The organism is Anaerobacillus alkalilacustris (assembly GCF_001866005.1).
In the GTDB taxonomy this organism is placed as follows: Bacteria; Bacillota; Bacilli; order Bacillales; family Anaerobacillaceae; genus Anaerobacillus; species Anaerobacillus alkalilacustris.
The window spans coordinates 88,563-108,835 of sequence record NZ_MLQR01000027.1; the positions used below are offsets into that span (position 1 = coordinate 88,563).

At 35.8% G+C, this 20,273-nt stretch carries 19 protein-coding genes; 2 read left to right on the forward strand and 17 right to left on the reverse strand.

Going from position 1 to position 20,273, the window contains the following annotated elements:
• Positions 1-496 precede the first annotated feature (496 nt).
• The 7 genes from BKP37_RS20495 to BKP37_RS09955 all read right to left on the reverse strand — a co-directional run bounded on the left by BKP37_RS20495 (position 497) and on the right by BKP37_RS09955 (position 8,450).
• Complete coding sequence (locus tag BKP37_RS20495; RefSeq protein ID WP_245712494.1) at positions 497-613, reverse strand: DUF6254 family protein; 117 nt, start codon at positions 611-613, stop codon at positions 497-499.
• A 135-nt stretch (positions 614-748) separates the two neighbouring features.
• Positions 749-1,852 (reverse strand): ABC transporter permease, encoded by a 1,104-nt coding sequence (locus BKP37_RS09930; protein ID WP_071309454.1) that lies wholly within the window; start codon positions 1,850-1,852, stop codon positions 749-751.
• Positions 1,853-3,118 carry an ABC transporter permease gene (locus BKP37_RS09935; RefSeq protein WP_071309455.1) on the reverse strand — a complete coding sequence of 422 codons (1,266 nt, stop codon included), beginning with the start codon at positions 3,116-3,118 and terminating at the stop codon, positions 1,853-1,855.
• Positions 3,119-3,133: 15 nt separating this feature from the next.
• On the reverse strand, positions 3,134-4,069 hold the full coding sequence (locus tag BKP37_RS09940; RefSeq protein WP_071309456.1) for an ABC transporter ATP-binding protein: 936 nt from the start codon (positions 4,067-4,069) through the stop codon (positions 3,134-3,136).
• 178 nt (positions 4,070-4,247) lie between these two features.
• Positions 4,248-4,883, reverse strand: a complete 636-nt coding sequence (locus BKP37_RS09945; RefSeq protein WP_071309457.1) for a response regulator transcription factor — start codon at positions 4,881-4,883, stop codon at positions 4,248-4,250.
• Entirely contained in the window at positions 4,883-5,998 is a 1,116-nt protein-coding gene (locus tag BKP37_RS09950) for a sensor histidine kinase (RefSeq protein ID WP_071309458.1), read from the reverse strand. The genes BKP37_RS09945 and BKP37_RS09950 overlap by 1 nt, the downstream gene beginning before the upstream one ends.
• A 397-nt stretch (positions 5,999-6,395) precedes the next feature.
• Positions 6,396-8,450: a sensor domain-containing diguanylate cyclase gene (locus BKP37_RS09955; protein WP_071309459.1), complete on the reverse strand. Its 2,055-nt coding sequence runs from the start codon at positions 8,448-8,450 to the stop codon at positions 6,396-6,398.
• Between the two features lie 505 nt (positions 8,451-8,955).
• Here BKP37_RS09955 and BKP37_RS09960 point away from each other — a divergent pair.
• Positions 8,956-9,897, forward strand: coding sequence for a DMT family transporter (locus BKP37_RS09960; RefSeq protein WP_071309460.1), 942 nt, complete (start codon positions 8,956-8,958; stop codon positions 9,895-9,897).
• A gap of 300 nt (positions 9,898-10,197) precedes the next feature.
• On the opposite strand, the gene thiM is transcribed toward BKP37_RS09960, so the two are convergent.
• Positions 10,198-11,001, reverse strand: coding sequence for a hydroxyethylthiazole kinase (gene thiM / locus BKP37_RS09965; protein ID WP_071309461.1), 804 nt, complete (start codon positions 10,999-11,001; stop codon positions 10,198-10,200).
• Positions 11,002-11,391: 390 nt separating this feature from the next.
• Between thiM and BKP37_RS09970 the strand changes: the two genes are divergently transcribed.
• Positions 11,392-12,210: a cobalamin-binding protein gene (locus BKP37_RS09970; protein WP_071309462.1), complete on the forward strand. Its 819-nt coding sequence runs from the start codon at positions 11,392-11,394 to the stop codon at positions 12,208-12,210.
• Between the two features lie 86 nt (positions 12,211-12,296).
• Here BKP37_RS09970 and BKP37_RS09975 read toward each other — a convergent pair whose 3' ends face one another.
• The 9 genes from BKP37_RS09975 to BKP37_RS10015 are packed head-to-tail and all read right to left on the reverse strand — an operon-like array spanning position 12,297 to position 20,158.
• Positions 12,297-12,725: a bifunctional adenosylcobinamide kinase/adenosylcobinamide-phosphate guanylyltransferase gene (locus tag BKP37_RS09975; protein WP_071309463.1), complete on the reverse strand. Its 429-nt coding sequence runs from the start codon at positions 12,723-12,725 to the stop codon at positions 12,297-12,299.
• Entirely contained in the window at positions 12,680-13,312 is a 633-nt protein-coding gene (locus BKP37_RS09980) for a histidine phosphatase family protein (RefSeq protein WP_084034641.1), read from the reverse strand. Before BKP37_RS09980 ends, BKP37_RS09975 begins: the two co-directional genes overlap by 46 nt.
• The gene (gene cobS, locus BKP37_RS09985; protein WP_071309465.1) at positions 13,264-14,025 is read right to left on the reverse strand and encodes an adenosylcobinamide-GDP ribazoletransferase; all 762 of its coding nucleotides are present in this window, start codon (positions 14,023-14,025) and stop codon (positions 13,264-13,266) included. The genes BKP37_RS09980 and cobS overlap by 49 nt, the downstream gene beginning before the upstream one ends.
• Positions 14,022-14,573, reverse strand: a complete 552-nt coding sequence (locus BKP37_RS09990; protein ID WP_071309466.1) for a bifunctional adenosylcobinamide kinase/adenosylcobinamide-phosphate guanylyltransferase — start codon at positions 14,571-14,573, stop codon at positions 14,022-14,024. Before BKP37_RS09990 ends, cobS begins: the two co-directional genes overlap by 4 nt.
• Positions 14,570-15,655 carry a threonine-phosphate decarboxylase CobD gene (cobD, locus tag BKP37_RS09995; RefSeq protein ID WP_071309467.1) on the reverse strand — a complete coding sequence of 362 codons (1,086 nt, stop codon included), beginning with the start codon at positions 15,653-15,655 and terminating at the stop codon, positions 14,570-14,572. The genes BKP37_RS09990 and cobD overlap by 4 nt, the downstream gene beginning before the upstream one ends.
• Positions 15,656-15,665: 10 nt before the next feature.
• On the reverse strand, positions 15,666-16,664 hold the full coding sequence (gene cbiB / locus BKP37_RS10000) for an adenosylcobinamide-phosphate synthase CbiB (RefSeq protein ID WP_245712495.1): 999 nt from the start codon (positions 16,662-16,664) through the stop codon (positions 15,666-15,668).
• On the reverse strand, positions 16,654-18,132 hold the full coding sequence (locus BKP37_RS10005) for an adenosylcobinamide amidohydrolase (protein WP_071309468.1): 1,479 nt from the start codon (positions 18,130-18,132) through the stop codon (positions 16,654-16,656). Before BKP37_RS10005 ends, cbiB begins: the two co-directional genes overlap by 11 nt.
• 6 nt (positions 18,133-18,138) lie before the next feature.
• Positions 18,139-19,203 (reverse strand): FecCD family ABC transporter permease, encoded by a 1,065-nt coding sequence (locus BKP37_RS10010; RefSeq protein ID WP_084034642.1) that lies wholly within the window; start codon positions 19,201-19,203, stop codon positions 18,139-18,141.
• Positions 19,169-20,158, reverse strand: a complete 990-nt coding sequence (locus BKP37_RS10015) for an ABC transporter substrate-binding protein (RefSeq protein ID WP_245712496.1) — start codon at positions 20,156-20,158, stop codon at positions 19,169-19,171. The genes BKP37_RS10010 and BKP37_RS10015 overlap by 35 nt, the downstream gene beginning before the upstream one ends.
• Positions 20,159-20,273 lie beyond the last annotated feature (115 nt).

Here is a 20,273-nt window from a genome sequence, read left to right on the forward strand (position 1 = left end):
TATGATGTACAACTTTCAAAAGATTATTCATTTAAGACAGACAAGAACTGAGCAAATTTCATAATTACCAAAAATGAGCTACATAAACCTATATAAAGTATATTAGTTACAAGAATCATTAATGATAAAACTGAACTTCAATAAGTGATAGACACTAGTTATTAGTTTAACTTATACCACAGACAGGGAATAACTAATCATATCATCTGCTTTCACTGATGAAAGTTATTCTATGTCGGACCTTGAGTGGCCGTTAATCCCCCACCTAAACTTTTTCGATTTTCTTCCATTTTGAGGCAGCGGTTTACTGCTTATTGATCATCGACCAAAAAACCTACCAGTGCTTCACTAGTAGGTTAATCAAACTGGTTTGTACTTATGGGGCATTGACCCCACCTCTAAGCGTAGCGTAGGTGGGAGCCCCCATTCAGGTAGAGTTGAAACTCCATCTGAATTCCCGTTGTTCTAGCGAGGCTAGAACGAGTTCTCCCTTTGACTACTCTTTCTTCGCTTCATCAGCAAGCTTTTTAAAAGACTTTACTTTACCGTGGGGATTTTGCGCTTCTTTTCGTGCTCGAAATTGTCTAACTTCTTGTGATTTCGATTGTGTCACTGTAGATAAACTTCCTTTCAGAATGTTTTTTGTTTCTGAGTGTATTTTACCAAAAAACCTTTTACAATATTCCTATATTGTATTTCAGCTTGATTAATACTTTCACCACTTCCATAGCTAGTGAAATTTTAACTCTTACACCCGTTTTCTTTCCATTAAGTTTAGTCCTATCCCCATACAAATGATGCCCATTGCAAACAATACGGCTGCTGGATATAAAAATTGCTTAACATCCCACTGTAACAATGTTGCACCCTTTAACAGCTCCATCCCGTATGTTATTGGTACAAAGCTAGCTAACAAACGCATTGCATCTGATGTGACAATTTCAATCGGCCAATATGCTCCACCAAGCATCGCAAAGCTTACAGAAACAAGAGGAATGATTACATTTAATTGCTGATGATTTGTAGTTAAACTACCAATTAAGACACCTATTGAAACGATCGCAAAAATGTAAGGAATCACAACTATCAATGCCATAACAAAACCACCATAAAAATCTACATTGAATAGTAATTTAAATAACACGAACACGATGACCACTTGAATATAACCTAATATAAAGCTGAAGCCTAGATGCCCTGCATATATTTGAGATTTCTTAATTGAAGATAAAATAATTCGATCCCATATTCCCTCTTGTTTTTGAATTACAATCGTACTGATTGTAAACATCACCGAATAAATGACAAAAAACAAACTAAAGCCAAATAACGCTTGCAATCCTTGATCATATAAAAACGCAGAAGTGCCCTTGAACGTCTTTTCATTTACGGCGAGTATAGGGGTTTCCAGTGCCCCGACAAGCGTTTCTGTTAACATCTTTTTATCTTCTCCAAAATGTTCAGCCATTTTTGTAACGATAAATCGTTCTTGGTAAAAGGAAACAACATGTGAATGCAGCGCTCGACTATTTTGCGAATTTACTACTAATAAAATTTCAAAATCATTCTCCTTTAGTACAAGTGCCATTTCTGCAACGTTTTGTCTTAACTTTGCTTCGACCTTTTCTTGATCTTCAATTACTATGTTGAATTTTTCGTGTTGATTTAATTGCTCGCTAAATTGTTCGACTTGTTCATCGGTTAGCCCTTCTGTATATGCAGGTACGGAAGTGACACTGAAATCTCCTTGACCCAATACGGATGCAAAAGCAAAGGTTAAACCTATCATTCCTAAAATTAGCAATGGCTGATGCTTTATAGAATGGAGATGACTCCAAAATATCGTCCACATTTAACTCATCCTCCTTTTCGGGAAAATCCAAACTGAAACGAGAACGAGAAGTATGCTAAAAAAGATACTGCTAATCAATGCAGGTAGTGCACTACTTAATTCTCCACCTCTCATCACAAGTAAATAAGATTGTAACGCACTGCCATTTGGGGTTAAGCTTCCTATTTTCCAAAGGCTTTCCGAAAAAATATTTACAGGTGTAAAACTTCCTCCTAAAAATGCCATGATTGAAATAATTCCGCCAGAAAAAATATCAACTAATCTATTTGTTTCAAACTTGTAGCAAAGAGCAGTGACTAATACACCTAATGATCCTACAGATACGCTAAGAATGACCGTGACAACCAAGAAGTTTACTGGATTTGGCCAATGGACATTGTAAAAAACAGCGCTAACCCCAAATATGACACATAATTGGATAACTGCAATCAATGAAGTTGAGACCCATTTACTTAAACCGTAAACCCAGAGATTTATGTTGGCAAGAAGCATTCTGTCAAAAACAAAGGTTTGTTTCTCGGTATAAGCATATCCCGCTGCGTAAGTGGCAGCATAAAGGACAAACATGACTGCCATTCCAATCGTATAATAGTCGAATGATGTAACTGGTTTTAAATTTTCAAAATGAGTCGTTACACCTATGTTTTCAAATTGAAATTCGTTTGAGAAATTTGATTGTTCAAGGTCAGCTATTTTCTTTCCAAGAGAGGTATTAATGTTGAACTGTCGATAAAATGACTCAATAATATCTGAAATAATATTTGCTTGAAAAGCTTCCTCTTCATTTAAATATAAATCTAGAGCTAGTGGATTTTCCTCCTCTAAAAACATTGCCTTCCACGTAGTTAAGCGATAATCTTTAGGAAAATGAAGAATGGCTATTGTTTCACCTGTACTCTGTAAACCATCTAAACTAGGTTTTTTTTCTAGATTGATAAACTCTGAAAGTTCTTCTGTAAGGACACGATCAACTAGCATTTCAGGGATAGATAGCTCTTCGCTTAATTGGAGCAGAACCTCTCGTACTTCAATAGGAAGATTTATTTCTTCTAATAGTCTTTCAAATTCAATTCTTTGCTCATGATAATTCCCTTCATCTACAACGGCGATATCAATCGTAAAATCTGATACATTACCTTCAATCATGCCACGAAGAGAAAATCCAAGAATAGAAATTAATATGATCGGCATTAATAGTAGGATCACTAATTCCTTACGATCGCGGAGCAGCTGGAGTAAGTCCTTTTTTAATAAATTCCAAAACATTCTATTTTCACCTCTTTAATCACGAAGTTTTCGACCAGTAAGATGTAAAAACACATCTTCCAAACTTGGCGTCTGCAGTTCAAAAGATAGTAGTTTCGTCCTGGAATTTTTCGCTATTTCAATAATATCTTCCAGCAATTGAGCTTTTTTTGGAGCAATTATCGAGATAATTTGGTTGCTTATAGTAACAGATGAAATACCTGGGTAATTTCTTAATGATTGATAAAACATCTCTGAATCCTCTTCTACTTTTATATCAACGGTCTGTTCTTGTGATAGAATTCCTTTGATTTCTTCTTTTGTCCCCGATACAATAATTTCGCCACGATCCATAATGTATAGACGGTCACAAAGATACTCGACTTCTTCCATGTAATGACTTGTATAAAGTACCGTCATTTTTTTCTCGCGATTTAAATTACGAATCGTTTCAAGAATGTAATTGCGCGATTGTGGATCAATCCCAACTGTAGGTTCATCCATAATTATTATTTCAGGTTCATGAAGAAGCGCTACAGCTATGTTCAATCGACGTTTCATCCCTCCAGAATAAGTTTTAATTTGTTCATTTGACCTTTCAGTCAAACCAACTAATTCAAGTATCTCTTGGACCTTTCCGGTTAGTTTTTTTCCCCTTAGCCCGTAAGCTCTACCGAAGAAATACATATTTTCTTTTGCTGTAAATTCTAAAAAGAGCGCAATATCCTGTGGCACGACACCAAGAATCGGACGAATTTCATTTGGATCTTTCACAACTGATTTTCCCTTTACGAGGACATCCCCACTTGTAGGTTTTATTAACGAAGAAATCATTGAAATAATTGTAGATTTACCAGCACCATTAGGACCGAGCAATCCAACAATTTCCCCCTTCTCGATAAATAAATTGACTCCCTTCACCGCTTCCACATTTTTATAACTTTTAACTAACTCAACGGCTTCAATCACCATTTATGCCTCCCTTCACACTTTAAAGATTAAGATATTTGACTCATATATAATGTTTATCTAACTGAGATTATTTTAATTGAACTCTTTTTGAAAAAATAGTCCACTCCGTCACTAAAAGTAAGAAAAACCATGACGGAGGTCACATCCACTCCGTCATGGTTTTTTAAGAAATCTTCAATCACTTGATTAAATCATTTTTAACTGCAAATATAGCTAACTGGGTCCGATCACGGAGCTCCAATTTATCTAAGATATGACTAATATGGTTTTTTACTGTCCCTACAGATAAACAGAGTGATTTAGCTATTTCTTGATTGTTTCTTCCTTCTCCAACTAGCTTTACAATCGAATATTCACGTTTCGTTAAAGGGATTTCAACGTTTTGTTGTATCTCTTTTTTTAAGAGACGTGGTACAACTTTAGCTGCTACACTTTCGTCTAAAGTCATACCGCCCGATAAGGCACTTTCAATTGCCGCAATAAGCCGGCCGCCGTCTGTATCTTTTAGCATATAACCGCATGCTCCATATTTCAGTGCTTCAATTGCATATTCATCATCATCAAAAGTTGTTAACATGAGAATTTTTGCTTCTGGGTGGCGTATTTTAATTTGTTTTGTCGCTTCTAGCCCATTCATCTTCGGCATTCGGATATCCATAACAACGATATCTATACTTTTTTCATCAAACAATCGCACAGCTTCTTCCCCATTTGATGCTTCAAAAACCACTTTAAAGTCTTCACACTGTTCAATCATTAACTTTAATCCTTGTCTCACTAAATGCTGATCCTCAACAAGTAAGATCCTCTTCATCATCTTCCCTCCCTAATTGGAAAAGTTCCCGTTAAATAAAAGTATCCATTTATTTGATGAGCAATTAACGTTCCTTCAATAGCTTCAAACCGTTCTCTTAGTCCAGATAAACCAAATCCTTCCTTAAATGGGACATGATCATAAACACAGTTAGCAACCTCTAATTTCATTGTATGATCACCTAATATTTGTAATGTTACTGTTACTTCTCTTGATTGTGCGTGTCGCATGGCATTCGTTAAGGATTCTTGAATAAAGCGATAAATGACTACATTTTGGTCATTTGTTAACGGAGCTGATAAAACCCCTTTTTTCGTCGTTAAATGAACACGGATATGAGTTTCAGATTCCAATTTTCGAATTAGCTGAAAAACAGAACTCATCCCTCCTACACCATCAACCTGTAATACTTTTACAGCTTTTCTTGTTTCTTGTAGACTATCACGTGCCATTTCCTTCGCTTGTCTAATACCTTTTTTTTCCTTATCACCAACCGAATGTTCAAGAATTTCTAACTGCATCATTAAAGCCGTTAATTTGTGTCCAACAGAATCATGCATATCCCGTGCAATTCTTGTCCGTTCCTCAGCTCTTGCGCTTTTTTCCACTTCAAACGCTTGACGCTTTAATGCTCTATATTCTTTAAACATTTCATTATATAATTCATCTTTCTCGTTAAGATCACTCAACCTGTTATACATATACCATGAACTTGGTGCAATAAGAGAGACTATGATCATATGGTAGACTATCAAAAAATTTAATCCTGAAAAAAAATAAGGAAAAAAACTAATTAGTAGAGTTAAAACAATATAATAATGCCCTTGTTTATTTTTAATAAATATAGAAGGTTCAACTAATAAAAAATAATAAATAAACCAAGCAGAAATTGATTGAACTCCTAAATAACTGATATGTATTACTAAATATGTTACTAGTAGTAGGATATGGCTGAGCAGTTTTTGTTGTATGATTGGTCTAATAAAATAGATAAGAAAAAAAGAGCCTAATAAAAACATGAACCCCGCTTCACCTATTACAACATCCCAATAATCAAATAAGACCATAACCCAAATAGATAATAAAACAATGATTCTCCATAGAAAATTTGCCACATTTATTCAACTTCTTTCTATATTCTTTCTTCATTATACACAACTCATTAACAAACATTTCTAAAAATATGAAATATTCGATGTGATATATCGAGATATTTTCAACGATTATTTACTATTTGAACTCGGGCACTTATCAACGATTTCGTGGCCGTTTTCTTCTATTCACCCTATAGTAAGGTGTTTAATAAAAGGTTCAAATAAAAATAGAGACCAACTTGGTCTAAACTCGAAAAAACAGAGGAAAACTCAACAGTAACTCTTGAGTTTGTCCTCTGTTCATATAAAATATGATGCTAAGTAGTTTATTTATATAAAGCTAAAACTTCAATCAGTGGATGTCTTACTGCCCATTAAGAGCGGTAAAAAAAGGACTAACAGAGCTAATGTTAGTCCACTATTTTTCCTCAAAGAATTTCACAATATTCCGCCCACTACTTTTGGCATCATATAATGCCTGATCTGCTTTTTCAATTAACTCTTTAATACTAGCTCGTTTGTCCGGAATTGTCGTAGCAAACCCCACACTTACCGTGACAAACTCACTTACCTTAGAAGTAGAATGTGCGATTTGTAAATTTTCAATTTCTTCTCGAACTCTTTCAGAGACACAGCCTGCTCCCTCTACATTTGTTTCTGCCAATATAATAATAAATTCTTCACCGCCATATCGAGCTACTAAATCCCCTGGTCTTTTCAATATATTTTCCACAGTTATTGAAATTTTTCTTAAACACTCATCACCCTCTTGGTGACCGTACGTATCATTATAGGCCTTAAAGAAGTCTATATCAAAAAGAATGATAGATAACGGTTGTCCATTTCTTACATGTCTCTGCCACTCTTTTTTACAAGTTTCATCAAAATGACGCCGGTTTGCTATTTTAGTTAACCCATCTTTTCTGGAGAGTTCGTCGAGCTTCCTATTTGCTTCTTGTAGTTTATTTTCTGCAATTGTCCTTTCAGTAATATCTGAGATTGCCGCAACAACTGTAGTTATATTATGATTTTTGTCAAACAAAGGAGAAGCATTGATAGAAACAATAACTCGTTCTCCATCATTTTTAGTTAGGCCATGAACAATATTGTGAACTACCTTTCCTGTTTTCATTACTTGAAAAAATGGTAACTCCTCATCTGGAAATTCTCCTCCATCAAGCGAGGTTATACGCCACTCCGGATCATTATAATAGCGTTTCGTAATTTCATCCAAACTAATGTGTAGTATTTTCTTTGCTGTACTATTTGCAAATGTAATTTTCCCTTTGTTATCCAAGACAACTACACCATTCGGTATCGTTTCTACGATTAGACTTAAATAATCTTTGCTGTTTCTTAGTTTTTCTTCAGAAGCTTCTAAATCATGAATGGTCGTTCTAACTGTGACTGCCATTTCATTAAATACATCACAAAGCTTTCGAAACTCTTCCGGATTTTGCTTTATCGCATCCTTATCAATTTGCGCAACATAATTTTTGCTGCTAATTAGTTGTGCTCCACTTAATACATAATCAATCGATTGAGAAATCTTTTTATAAAGGACGACTATGAAAATATACGCTATTACTAAAATCGTTACGCTAATAAATATTGTATACAACACCATACGATAGAAAGAATTAAATACTTCACTTTTTTTAATTTCTCCAATTATTAACCAATTATCGTTATTTGCCCATTTATATGTTCCTAATACTGTTTCATCTTGATAGTTTTTATAATAATTAACAGCCTCATTATTTTGTGCTTTTTGTAAAAGCTCATAAGGAATTTGTATTTTATCACTTTGTTCTTCAAATAGTTCAACACTCTTTAAGCTATTTCGTCTATTAGTAATTAATGTACCATCTTTATCAACTATAAAGGTTTCCCCAGTATTCCCTATCTCAAGCCGGTTCATTAATTCATCGAGGGTGTCTAATACTACAGTCCCTAAAACTAACCCTTGGAAATTATCGTTTTGATTATAAATAGGTGCAGAGAAGACAATTATATTAGCCCCTGTGATGCGGCCAGTAAGGACAGCGGAAATGTGCTCATTCCCTTTTTTCCCCTCGATAAAATACTCCCGGTCAGAAACATCCGTATACGGTACCTCTTCTAAACTCGTATCAAATTCGGCAATACCTTCCATGTTCACATACAATAATGAGGTGAAATCTGCATTATTTCCAACAAACGTGTGAAAATATGGCTTCATATTTTCTTTATCAACTGCTTTTACAACCGGAGAAAAAGCCAGCGTTCGAATATCGTTTTCTCTTTCATCTAACCACTTTTCTATAAATAAATGTTGAAGGGCAATGACATTTTCTAAATTTTCAGCTGTTTCTCTTTCGTGTTTCTTTTTATCCATTGATAATGGAAGAAAACTATGAAATGCGATTAGTATAATAAGCAAGAAAACTCCAACTTCAAATAACCGCTTTAAAGATACATTATTTGAAAACATATTATCCCTCCTAACTAATGTAATAGCGCTCGAAAATTGATATATTTTTCCAAATTTAAAGTTTGCATAAAAAATAGAGGGCACCAGTTACTTAGTTTTTTGTGTAACTTTTTTATAGTATGCGCCGCACTTTGAAATGAAACTATACATTTTTTAACATTAGATAATACAATTGATAAACTAGATATTTATATTAGTAGCATTACTTTTGTATTATGATATTCATAAACTTAGTTTAATTTTATCACACTTCCAAAATTTATTGACAATATATTAACCAAGTAAGTTGAGAGAACTCGTTCTAGCTTCGCTAGAACATCTGAAATTCAGATGGAGTCTCAACTTCACCTGAATGGAAGTTCCCACCTACACTACGCTTTGAGGTGGGGGTCCATGACCCTTAAGTACAAATCAGTTTGATTAATACATTTTAAACTATTTAGAATTTTTAAGTATTCATGTAACATTAAGTGATGAAGAAAATTTAGGAATTGAGGTTTACTCTATGAACAAAATCTTAAAACAATCTCCGATTTTACTACTTATACTAGCTACAATGATATGGGGTGGAAATTTTGTAATTGGTCGGGCAATTGTTGATGAACTGCCACCTCTCACACTAGCTTTTTGGCGTTGGGTTGTTGCTGCGTTTGTATTCATCCCCTTCGTTTGGAAAGAAATAGTCGATAAAAAAGAAATTTTGCTTGAAAATTTAAAGTTTCTATTTTTAATGGCTTTAACAGGAGTGGCTGGGTTTAATACCTTATTATATGTAGGTCTTCATTATACGACATCCATAAATGCATCACTAGTTAATACGACAGCCCCTTTGATGATTGCTACACTTTCCTATTTTTTATTAAAAGAAAAGCTCAAGAAAAATCAACTACTTGGGATCATTCTTTCTTTCACTGGTGTCATGGTTATTTTTTCGCAAGGATCATTAGAAGTTCTACTAACTTTATCCTTTAATATAGGGGATGTTATCGTCATTATCGCAGTCATTCTATGGGCACTATATTCGATTACGATAAAGTACCATTCTAACAGGCTACCTCCACTTAGTTCTTTCGCTGTTTCTTTAGTCATCGGTATATTTATTTTATTCCCTTTTTTCTTATGGGAAAACGTAATTGTTACTAAGGAGACTGTCTGGAACATTAAATCATTTGGGACAATCAGTTATGTGGGTCTCCTTGCTTCCATCGTAGCTTTCCTTGCTTGGAATAGTGCAGTTAGTCAAATTGGGCCTGGAAAAGCCGGCATCTTCCTTCCACTAATTCCTGTTTTCACTACCGTTTTTGCAATAATTTTTCTAGGGGAAGTGTTAGTTTGGTTTCAAGTTTTAGGTGGTTTTATGGCTGTTTTAGGTATTTACCTTGCAACTCGAACTAGAGAAAGTCAGCAAAAAAAGAGAGGATATCTCAAAAGCGGAACAGCAAATTAGTTAATCTTCTTAAGTATAGAAAAATCGAGGGGGAAATCACCCTCGATTTCATCCTATAAATCGATCATCTTACAAGAAAAGCGCAAGCGCCCTTGGTCACGAGCACCTGCTCCTGTGCCACTCCGTTTGCTCGTCGCAAAGCCGCTTCGTAGTAATCCAAGTAGTAGCTTCACTGGGGCGGCCTTTTCGGAAGCCGCTCTTTGGCTTCCGAAAAGGACTGAAGTGACCGAGCTCGTAGGCGCTGGAGCTAGATACCTTTCCAACTCAAAAAATTTTATACTTTAGCTTTGAACAAAAATTCTATATAGATACATTAGCTTTTTCTTTAACATCTAATGCTGATGTTAAAGAAAGACTGTCCAAAAATTGAATTTGAAAGCTACCTGGCCTTGGAGTTTCAAGCGATTGAATTGCCTTTTCTGCCGTAACACCATAAAATGCACTAGCGCCCGCTGCCGCTAGTAAATAGTTTGATTCGATAGCTGCAAATGCGGCTATAACAGAAGTAAAAAGACAACCCGCACCAGTAACTTTTGTTAAAATCGGATGTCCATTTTCAATGATAATAACTTGCTTACCATCAGTAATAATATCTTGCTTGCCAGTTATCGCAACTACAAGCTCAAGCTTAGTTGCTGCTTTTTTCGCTAGTTCAACAATGTCTCCATTTCCAACACCTGCATCAACGCCACGAATGTGCCAATTTTCTCCGACTAGATTTGCAATTTCAGCAGCATTCCCACGAAGAATTGAAACATTTACCTCTTCTAAAATTCGTTGTGATACTGTTGTTCGATACGGGGTTGCTCCAGCTCCAACTGGATCAAAAATAACTGGAACATTATTTTCATTAGCTGATTTACCAGCTATGATCATAGCTTCAACTTCATCGGCAGTTAAAGTCCCAATATTTAATACTAAAGCACCTGCAATTTTGGCCATATCTGCAACTTCTTCTTTTGCATACGCCATTACAGGTGAAGCCCCCAACGAAAGTAATCCGTTTGCTACATAGTTGGTAACAACAACATTTGTTATATTATGAACTATTGGAGCACTTTGACGTACTTTATCTATTAATCCTGTCATCTGTTCAATCATCATGTGTTATTCTCCTTCCTATAAACCTTTAGAAAATCATATCGTTAAATGTTTTTGAATTCACCCTATATTTTAATATAAGGTGAGGGTGTATGTCATTTCTTGAGAATTTTTTAGCTAGCTCTGCAGAGAACTCGTTCTAGCTTCGCTAGAACATCGGAAACTCAGATCGAGTCTCAACTCCACCTGAATGGAAGTTCCTCCCCGCTACGCTTAGAGGTGGGGGTCTATGACCAGTAAGTACAAATCAATTTGATTATATGAGTTATGAGTTTTAAGTAAAAGCAATAATTACTATAAAGATGTTTAACATAACTATTACAATCTATCAAAGGTTTATGTAGAATGTAAGAAAGCTACATCATACTAAATTTACAAGGAGAAGTGTAAACATTGAAAATAGTATCAATTTGTCCAAGTAACACCGAATTATTATTATATTTAGGTCTAACTTCTTCAATAGTAGGAGTCGATGACTTTTCTGATTTACCGGAAGAAATTACTGAGTTACCAAGGTTAGGTCCTGATTTAAAAATCGACATGGAGAAAGTAGTGGCGCTACAGCCAGATTTAGTTGTAGCCTCTCTCTCTGTACCAGGAATGGAGAGAAATATCAAAGAGTTAGAGGAACGGAAACTCCCATATATTATTGTTCCTAATCCGAAATCATTAACCGATGTTGGAGAAAGTTTATTATTTATTGGAAAAGCAACGAATACATATGCAAAAGCACAACAGTTATACGATAAATACAACTGTATACTTGAACAATATCGCTCTTTAAAAAAACAAGTTACAGTACCTAAATCCCTGTATTGGGAATGGTGGGCCAAACCGATTTTTACACCTGGTGCTAACAATTGGTTAACCGAAATAAGTGAAATGGCCGGTGGTAAAAATGTGTATGGTGATCATGATCAAGAAAGTGTAAAAACAGATTGGGAAGATGTAAGAAAAAGGAATCCTAATGTCATTTGTGTTGCTTGGGTAGGCGTACAAAAAGAAAAAGTTAATCCGAAAGTTATTCTAAAACGACCTAATTGGGAACAGATGGATGCGATTAAAAACCAGCAATTATATATACTAGAAGAGCATTTGTTTTGTCGACCATCACCTCGATTATTAGTTGGATTGAGTAAGATCGCCAATATTCTTCATCCCCATATATATCCTGATCATAACGACCAAATCGATCCATTGCTAGGAGAATAAACCCCAAAAAATCCCACCTACAACGGGTTTAGGTGGGATTTTTACACATTAATAGATCGCGGCTCAATCATTCACTTTGCTCAGGCTTATTTTATTTTTTTAGATAACCCATGCCATACATATTGAACATCATTTGCATGATTAGCTACGTCCTGTAAAAGCCAACCTAATAAATCCCTTATCCTTCTTTCTTCATTATTAATAGGGACAATTCCTCTGCCTACTTCTAGCATAATGATGACAATGGTATCATTCCTTTTTTGCTCCTTTACCTTTAAATCAGTTATTAGGGATTGAAACTTTTTCCTTATCTCTAAATCATCGTCCATTTTTTTTAGCTCATTAGCTATCCAAATTTCCCACCCTTCCAAAATTAACGTTGAATTTTCAGCCCAGCTAGTTTTCCAATCGCACAATAAATCTCCTTCATAAGCTGTAATCCAACTTTGTTTTCTATATTGCGCTTTCACTAGTTTTCGCTTTCCTGAGTAGGCACCACCGACAACGAGTTGCATATCCATTCTCCTCTCTGCCAAATTAATGACAATTCTAACGCTTTTCCATGTTCAACAGGGAAATCCCAAAGAGTACGAGATGCATAAAATTTTAATAATAAATAACGAATAACACCACCGTGAGTCATTATTGCAATTGGAAACTTATTTTTCTGTTCTTTTTGAACTCGTTTTATTAATTCATCTAAAAACCAGTCTATTCTTGAAGTAAACTCAGACCACGCTTCACCATTTGGTGGAGAGGATTGTTCCCAATCATTTAACCACTCTTGATAATTAGCGTCACACTTTAGCTCATCATATGTTTTTCCTTCCCAATCCCCAAAGTTAATTTCTCGCAATCTCTCATCTACTATTACTGACATCTTTCCATTTAAATAATCAAGAGTTTCCTGACAACGTCGTAAATCACTAGAAAATACGTAGCTAAATGTTTGACCATATATTTGCTTTTTCAAACCATCTAGCGTTTCCAATTCACTTTGCAATAGACCAATATCTGTATGTCCTAAATAACGTTTTTGTTTGTTCCAATCAGTCACACCATGACGAATGAGAAGTAAATCCAAGCGATCGCAAGTCCCCATAGTTCTCCTCCTTCGATAGCCGTTCCTAATAAATCACCATTAATTCCTTTAAACACTTGTCTTACCCATACTCCGTAAAGCGCAATAAATAAAACGTAGGTTGGTAAAACAAAAAAATAACTTGGAAAGAAAACAAAAGCTGCACACATCGGTAATACTGCTATAAAAATGTCTAAACCACTTAAGTTACTTTTCCATTCCCAAGCTAAACCTTCTTTTTTGGCAGTAGGGAGAAAAAACAATAAGGACACTGCAGAAAATCGCGAAAAGGCGATAATGATCATACAGACGTAAATGAACTGATAGGAAATGTCTAACAGAAAGTATAAAAGGGTAGCCTTCCATGCGAGTAAAAATACGAGTGCCAAGATACCAAAGCTCCCCACATGAGGATCTTTCATAATGATCCACTTTTTTTCTAATGGAGCATTTGATCCAATTGCATCGGCCACATCCATCCAACCGTCAAGATGTAATCCACCAGTAAGCCAAACCCATAACGTAAGCACGAGTAACACTAGTATGGCTAAAGGTAAGTAGCTTTGAAGAAAAATAGTCACAAGACTAATTATTGTCCCTATTAATAACCCTACAACAGGATAATTTCTAAGTGCCCATTTACTCGTTTCTTTGTTCCATGGACAAGCGACCGGAATTGGTAACCGAGATAAAAATTGAACGGCTAATAAAAATCCGTAGATAAATTGTTTCATTTCACTTCCCCCTTCCAATAAACTGGGATGCCCGCAATCAATTGAATCGCCTGATCTACATCATTAATAATAAATTGGTGCAAACTTTCTAAATAATAAATATAATTATGAACACTTTTATATGGTAGAGGGTAGCCCTCATTTACATCATTAGAAACGATAAAGAAAACTATCTGTTTTTGCTTAACGATTTCCACCCAATTTCCAACTGTTTTCGTTAATTTTTCTATGTCATAATTTAAATCGAACATCATGTTACTTAACCATATCGTTAAACAATCAAGCAATATAACATCACCCTCTCTAGCAGTTAATAGAATGGAGAAAATGTCATATGGTTCCTCTAAGGTCTGCCAACAATTCGCTCTACTTTGCTGGTGAATTTGAATTCGTCGTTTCATTTCATTGTCCACTTTTTTAGCAGTTGCAATGTAGGTTAACTTTGATTTTGGGTCATTATCTTTCGAATTATTGTATGAAGAAAGTGCTTGTGTCTCCGCAAAACTACTTTTACCTGATCTTGCTCCTCCCGAGATAAATACAATCATTGCTCATTTCTCCATTTCTGAAGATAAAATAGTAACTGTTTATTCTCCTCTTCTGAACGAATAGCAATACGTAAATACTCCCCTTCAAGTCGCTTAAAGTTATGTGTATGTCTCGTTAAAATTCCATGTCGAAATAGATAGTGAAACAGTTGATCAGTTCTATTTGGATTAAGGTTGTCCCTAAGGAGAAAAAAATTAACTTTTGAAGTTGAACAATAAAAATCTAAATCAGTTAACTTATCGAAAAGATAAGTAGATTGCAGCTTAAGCCAGTGGTGTGTTTTTTCTATAAAAGTACGATCCTCTAGTAACCTAGGAACAACAGCATCTGCAAAAGCATTTATGCTCCACGGCATTTGTGCCTCTCGCATTTTTTCAATAACTTCTTTAGTAGCTAAGACATAGCCGAGTCTAAGTCCAGGAATCGTATACATTTTCGTTAAAGACCGAAGTAAAATCAAATTTGAATAAGAGGCTAACCATCGTGTTAAAGAAGGGATCGAAAAAGGGAGGAAATCTACGAACGCTTCATCGACAACTATATATGTTCCTGTGTTTCGACCTTCGTTTAATAACTGTTTCAAACTTTCTTCATCGACGACTGTTCCAGTTGGGTTATTAGGGCGACAAAGAAAGATAACATCCACTTCCTTCATTTTTTCAAAAATCTGCTGTAAAGGAAGTTGGAAATCACTTTTTTCATCTAAAAACACATCTTCTGTTACAATTTGATAATGAATACATGCTCGTTCATACTCTATAAAGGTAGGTTGAACAATAATAGCTTTTCTGCCTTCAAATAATTTTGCTGCTAAAAAGATAGCCTCTGCCCCACCATTCGTGAGCAAAATTTGACCATTAGAAACCCCTTCATATCCAGCGATACAACAACTACTACGAGAGTATGATGGATCGGGGTAACAAGTAAGACTATCTAGATTTTGTATGATCTCTTCCTTTAACCAGGTGGGTGGCCCTAAAGGATTTAAATTTGCGCTAAAATCAAGGATTTTTTTATCATTTTCTATATTACATAATTTTTTCATTGCTTGGGGCTGTCCACCATGACTTGGCCACTTCATTTCTTTCACCTCAACTCATTTTTTCAATTACAAGAACGATCATTATTAACATGACGATAAAACCGAACCATCCTGCGTGCATGTAAAGAATTGCATCCTTAATATGGTTACTCATCAACCTCATTAAAGGATCTCCCATTGTTGCACGTACAGACTTTTGACCATGATAGTAATTTACTCCACCTAGTTGAACACCAATTAAACCCGCAACCATTGCTTCTGGCCAACCGCTATTTGGACTTGGATGCTTTCTTGCGTCTCTTAAGGTAATCTTTAACCCATGCTTTATTTTTGAACCTTTAATAAAAAAGGAAGCGGTGATCATCGAGAAAGCAGTAAGACGTGCTGGTAACCAATTTGCAATATCATCTGTCTTTGCTGATGCCCATCCAAATTCTTTATAACGTTCATTTTTATATCCCACCATTGAATCCAATGTGTTAATCGCTCGGTAAACCATTGCTAACGGGGCGCCGCCAATCATTGCCCAAAAAAGCGGAGCCGTAATTCCATCTACTGTATTTTCAGCAATAGTTTCTACCGTTCCTCTTACGACTTCACTTTCCGATAAGTCTTTCGTGTCTCGCCCTACAATCATACTCAATTTCGTTCTCGCCTCTTTCAAGTTTCCTTGACTTAACGGTATATAAACTTCCAAACCAGCTGTACGAAGCCCCTTAATAGCAATAGTAGTTGAAATGAAATAGACTTCTACCAGTACCCCTACAAAAAAATGAAGTTGGTAGGCGAAACGAACAACCAAAAACGTAACGACAAAAACAATTGTAATTACTACCGCTGTAAGCATTACACCCTTTAATCTACGTTTTCCCCCTTGATTACATCTCTTTTCTAGAGCTGAAATAAGTTTTCCGATCTGAATAACAGGATGCGGTAGCCATCTCGGGTCACCTATTACTAAATCTACGATAACTCCAGCAACAACAATTAATAGTACGAAACCTAGAAGACTAGTTTCTTGAAACATGGATAGAGCATTAATCATCATTCTTTTTTACCCTTTCAAGATAGTTACATGTTGCTTCCTTCGTAGCTTGATAAACAACTTCTCCAATCGCCTTGCCCACTACTGTCCCTGAACCAGCATACGGTGTTCTTTCTCCATTTTGCGTAACAGCAATAAGCAAACTGTCAGTGGAAGTACCGGTAGCAAGTGTATTTGTATAGGGATCTTTGATTTGAAGGTCCAAAAGAGCCTTTACTTTCGCTTCCGTTGCCGACATACAAGCATTCACAAGAGCCCCATCAGTTAGGTGAGCATCAACAAAAACCATTATATTTATCGTTCCAATATTACTAGTCGTTTTCTTTTCTTGTTTTGCAGTAATATCGATAGCATTTCCGACACCTGATGTTACGACCGCCATGATGTCGATATCACCTAATTGTTTCGTAGTTATAACCATATCCTCTAAGGTTACAGCCGTCATCATTCCAACTGTTTGCTCGTAAGGAATATGATAGTCTGCTAGCCACATTTGAATATCTTTTTTCGGAGCAGGGGAATCGTAATTTTTTTCAACATGGAAGTTACAAAAATGCGTTTTCCACTGAATTCCATCCCCGATAACTCCATTGGAAATGGTACGTAGTGGTTGATTAAATTCAATATGGATCAATGTTTCGGTTTGTTTGATCGTAAACGATTGACTAAAGTCATTTAACCCATCTGTTGTTACATAATTCGGGATCATTAGAAGCTGAGGTTTGGGAACCGTTGGATGCGACTGTGTTTTTACTTGCACATCATAAACCTTTTGTAGCTGCTCTTCTTTTCGTAACGTATTAATATCACCAACTTCAAGTAATTGTCCATGATGAAGTAAACCAATTCGATCTGAATAAAGTGAAGCTACATTTAAATCATGCAAAATAGCAAAAACCGTTAGTTGCTTTTTTTTCTGCCACTTTTTTAATAGATCTAGCATTTCAAATGTATGTTTTATATCCAAATGGTTCGTAGGTTCGTCTAAAAGTAAAATTTCAGGCTCTTGGGCGAGTGCCTTCGCTAATAAAACTCGTTGCTTTTCTCCGCCACTAATCAGTCGAAATTGAGACTTTTGAAGTTGCTTCGTTTTTGTTATCTCCATGACATCTTCAATAACTTGCCAATCTAGAGGTGAAAGTTTTTTTAAGAAGCCTTTTTGATGAGGATAACGACCAAGGCTAATGATTTCTTCAACTGTATAATCAAAAGATACTTGCGCTTCTTGAGAAAGAACAGCCATATGCTTAGCTTTATCAAGGGATGAAAGGGAAGAGAGCTCTTTTCCTGCAATTAAGATATCTCCTTTTTGTAGAGGAAGCTGACCAGTGACCAACTTAAAAAGAGTCGTTTTCCCACTTCCATTTGGACCGAGTAACGTGAAGAATTCTCCTTTTTCGATACAAAGATTAATTCCTCTAATAATCGGTGTATTAGAATATCCACCTGCACTATTTTTTATCGAAATCATGATAACCTACCTTCCCTTTCCAATTCGTTCTCTTATTAACAGAAAAGCAAATACTGGTGCGCCTATTAACGCGGTAATGACACCAATTGGCAGTTCCTTCGGTGCAATGATTGTTCTAGCAACCAAATCAGCGAGAATAAGGAAAGCCCCTCCGGAAAATAGGGATAAGGGGAGTACGTGTCGGTGATTAGGACCAGTTACAAGTCTAACAAGGTGTGGAATAACGAGACCAACAAAGCCAACCGATCCCGAAACGGCAACTGCTGATCCAGTTAATAATGATGCACCTATCAGTATCATTGTTTTACCTCTATTTACATTCACACCTATATGCTCTGCAGCTGACTCACCTAAAGCCAGGGCATTTAACTCACGATAATGCATAAGTAAAATAAGTGTTCCAAAAATAAGAAAGGGTATGATTAATTGAACATGACTCCAGCCCCTCATACTCACGCTACCATATAACCAATAAATAATTTGTGTCATAGAATCCCGATCACCTAATGAAATAATTAAGGAAATAACGGAACCAATAAATGCGCTGACAATAATCCCAGCTAAGATAATTGTCTCAATTGCTAGACTTCTACTACTTAATCTAACTAAACCAAATACAATAAATAAGGCAATAAACCCACCCAAAATTGCAACTACTGGAAGTGTAAAGGTTCCCAATCCAACAATTGTCACTTGAAAAAACAATACAAGTACAGCCCCTAAAGCAGCTCCAGATGAAACACCAATCGTATAAGGGTCTGCCAACGGATTACGTAACAACCCTTGAAAAGCTGCACCCGCTAACGATAATGAGGCTCCCACAAAAAAAGCTAGTAGCACTCTTGGTAAACGAATATTCCAAATGATCATCTCGACATTCGTTGGAAGCTCCTCACCAAAGCTTAGGTTTAATACGTTTTTTGTAATAATCGTCAAAATGGTAGAAGGAGAAATACTAACACTACTTACTAATAAACCAAGGAGGGCTGTACAAAGTACAAACCCTCCGGTTACTATATAAAGCCAAATAACGTTACTACTCAAAAATTTCTGGATAGATGTACTTCGCAAGTGTTTCCACTCCTTCAATTAAACGAGGACCTGGTCTTATGACCGTATCACTTTCAACATCAAAAATTTGTCCATTTTTCACAGCAGATACGTCTGCCCACCCTTGACGCGATGTAATTTCTCCTTGAAGATTTTCAAGATGATAAGTTGTAATAATCACGTCTGGATTTAATTGAACAATCTCTTCTTCGGTTAGCATAACCCAGCCTTCTTGATCACCCGCAGCATTAATCGCTTCAATAGATTCAAGCATCTCATGCATAAATGTTCCTTTTCCAGTCGTAAAAATATCTGGAGCAGGAGAAACTTCTACCCATACTTTCTTTTGATCTGTTACAGCTTTTGCTTTCTCTTTCAGTTCTTTATGACGTTGTTTCATATCGGTAATAATTTCTTCTGCGTTTTTTGATGTACCAGTAGATTTACCGATTAATTCAATTGAATCATAAACTTCATCAAAGTTTGACTTACTACCAATGACAATCACGTTCATACCAACTTCTTCAAATTGGTTTAAGATTCCCTCATGATTTCGATGATGATAATCGGTTACTAGAACGATATCTGGTAATAATGTCAAGATCAATTCAGCATTCATATCTTGTCCACCAACTTTGTCAACAGAGAGTGCTTCTTCAGGATAATTACACCAATCAGATACACCGACCATTTTATCGCCCAAGCCAAGGGCATAAGAAATTTCTGTTATACTTGCTTGTATAGAAACAATCGACTTTGGTTCTTCCTCGATCGTTACTTCTCTTCCTGCATCATCAATGATCGTCACAGGAAAATTAGCTACACTATCATTTAGAGTTTCTGTAGTTGCTGCATTGTCTTCTGCATTCTCTTGTTGATTACCGCTATCTGTTGTACCACACCCTACTAAGATTGCCGCCATTAAAAATAATATAAAACATAGAAATCCAAAGCTTTTTAACATTTGTTTCGTCATTTTATCAATCTCCTCCTGCTTTTTCTTATACTTATTAACCCTTAAAAAATTAAGCTTTCTTAAAGTACAACAAAAAAACGCATTCCCAAAAGAAAAGCGTTAGTGTAAAAGCACA

Bases quoted from the DNA above. Each gene is read 5' to 3' on its own strand.
- BKP37_RS09930 (WP_071309454.1), bottom strand. From the start codon at position 1,852: ATGTGGACGATATTTTGGAGTCATCTCCATTCTATAAAGCATCAGCCA.
- BKP37_RS09935 (WP_071309455.1), bottom strand. From the start codon at position 3,118: ATGTTTTGGAATTTATTAAAAAAGGACTTACTCCAGCTGCTCCGCGAT.
- BKP37_RS09940 (WP_071309456.1), bottom strand. From the start codon at position 4,069: ATGGTGATTGAAGCCGTTGAGTTAGTTAAAAGTTATAAAAATGTGGAA.
- BKP37_RS09945 (WP_071309457.1), bottom strand. From the start codon at position 4,883: ATGAAGAGGATCTTACTTGTTGAGGATCAGCATTTAGTGAGACAAGGA.
- BKP37_RS09955 (WP_071309459.1), bottom strand. From the start codon at position 8,450: ATGTTTTCAAATAATGTATCTTTAAAGCGGTTATTTGAAGTTGGAGTT.
- BKP37_RS09960 (WP_071309460.1), top strand. From the start codon at position 8,956: ATGAACAAAATCTTAAAACAATCTCCGATTTTACTACTTATACTAGCT.
- thiM (WP_071309461.1), bottom strand. From the start codon at position 11,001: ATGATGATTGAACAGATGACAGGATTAATAGATAAAGTACGTCAAAGT.
- BKP37_RS09975 (WP_071309463.1), bottom strand. From the start codon at position 12,725: ATGCAACTCGTTGTCGGTGGTGCCTACTCAGGAAAGCGAAAACTAGTG.
- BKP37_RS09980 (WP_084034641.1), bottom strand. From the start codon at position 13,312: ATGGGGACTTGCGATCGCTTGGATTTACTTCTCATTCGTCATGGTGTG.
- cobS (WP_071309465.1), bottom strand. From the start codon at position 14,025: ATGAAACAATTTATCTACGGATTTTTATTAGCCGTTCAATTTTTATCT.
- BKP37_RS09990 (WP_071309466.1), bottom strand. From the start codon at position 14,573: ATGATTGTATTTATCTCGGGAGGAGCAAGATCAGGTAAAAGTAGTTTT.
- cobD (WP_071309467.1), bottom strand. From the start codon at position 15,655: ATGAAGTGGCCAAGTCATGGTGGACAGCCCCAAGCAATGAAAAAATTA.
- cbiB (WP_245712495.1), bottom strand. From the start codon at position 16,664: ATGATGATTAATGCTCTATCCATGTTTCAAGAAACTAGTCTTCTAGGT.
- BKP37_RS10005 (WP_071309468.1), bottom strand. From the start codon at position 18,132: ATGATTTCGATAAAAAATAGTGCAGGTGGATATTCTAATACACCGATT.
- BKP37_RS10015 (WP_245712496.1), bottom strand. From the start codon at position 20,158: ATGACGAAACAAATGTTAAAAAGCTTTGGATTTCTATGTTTTATATTA.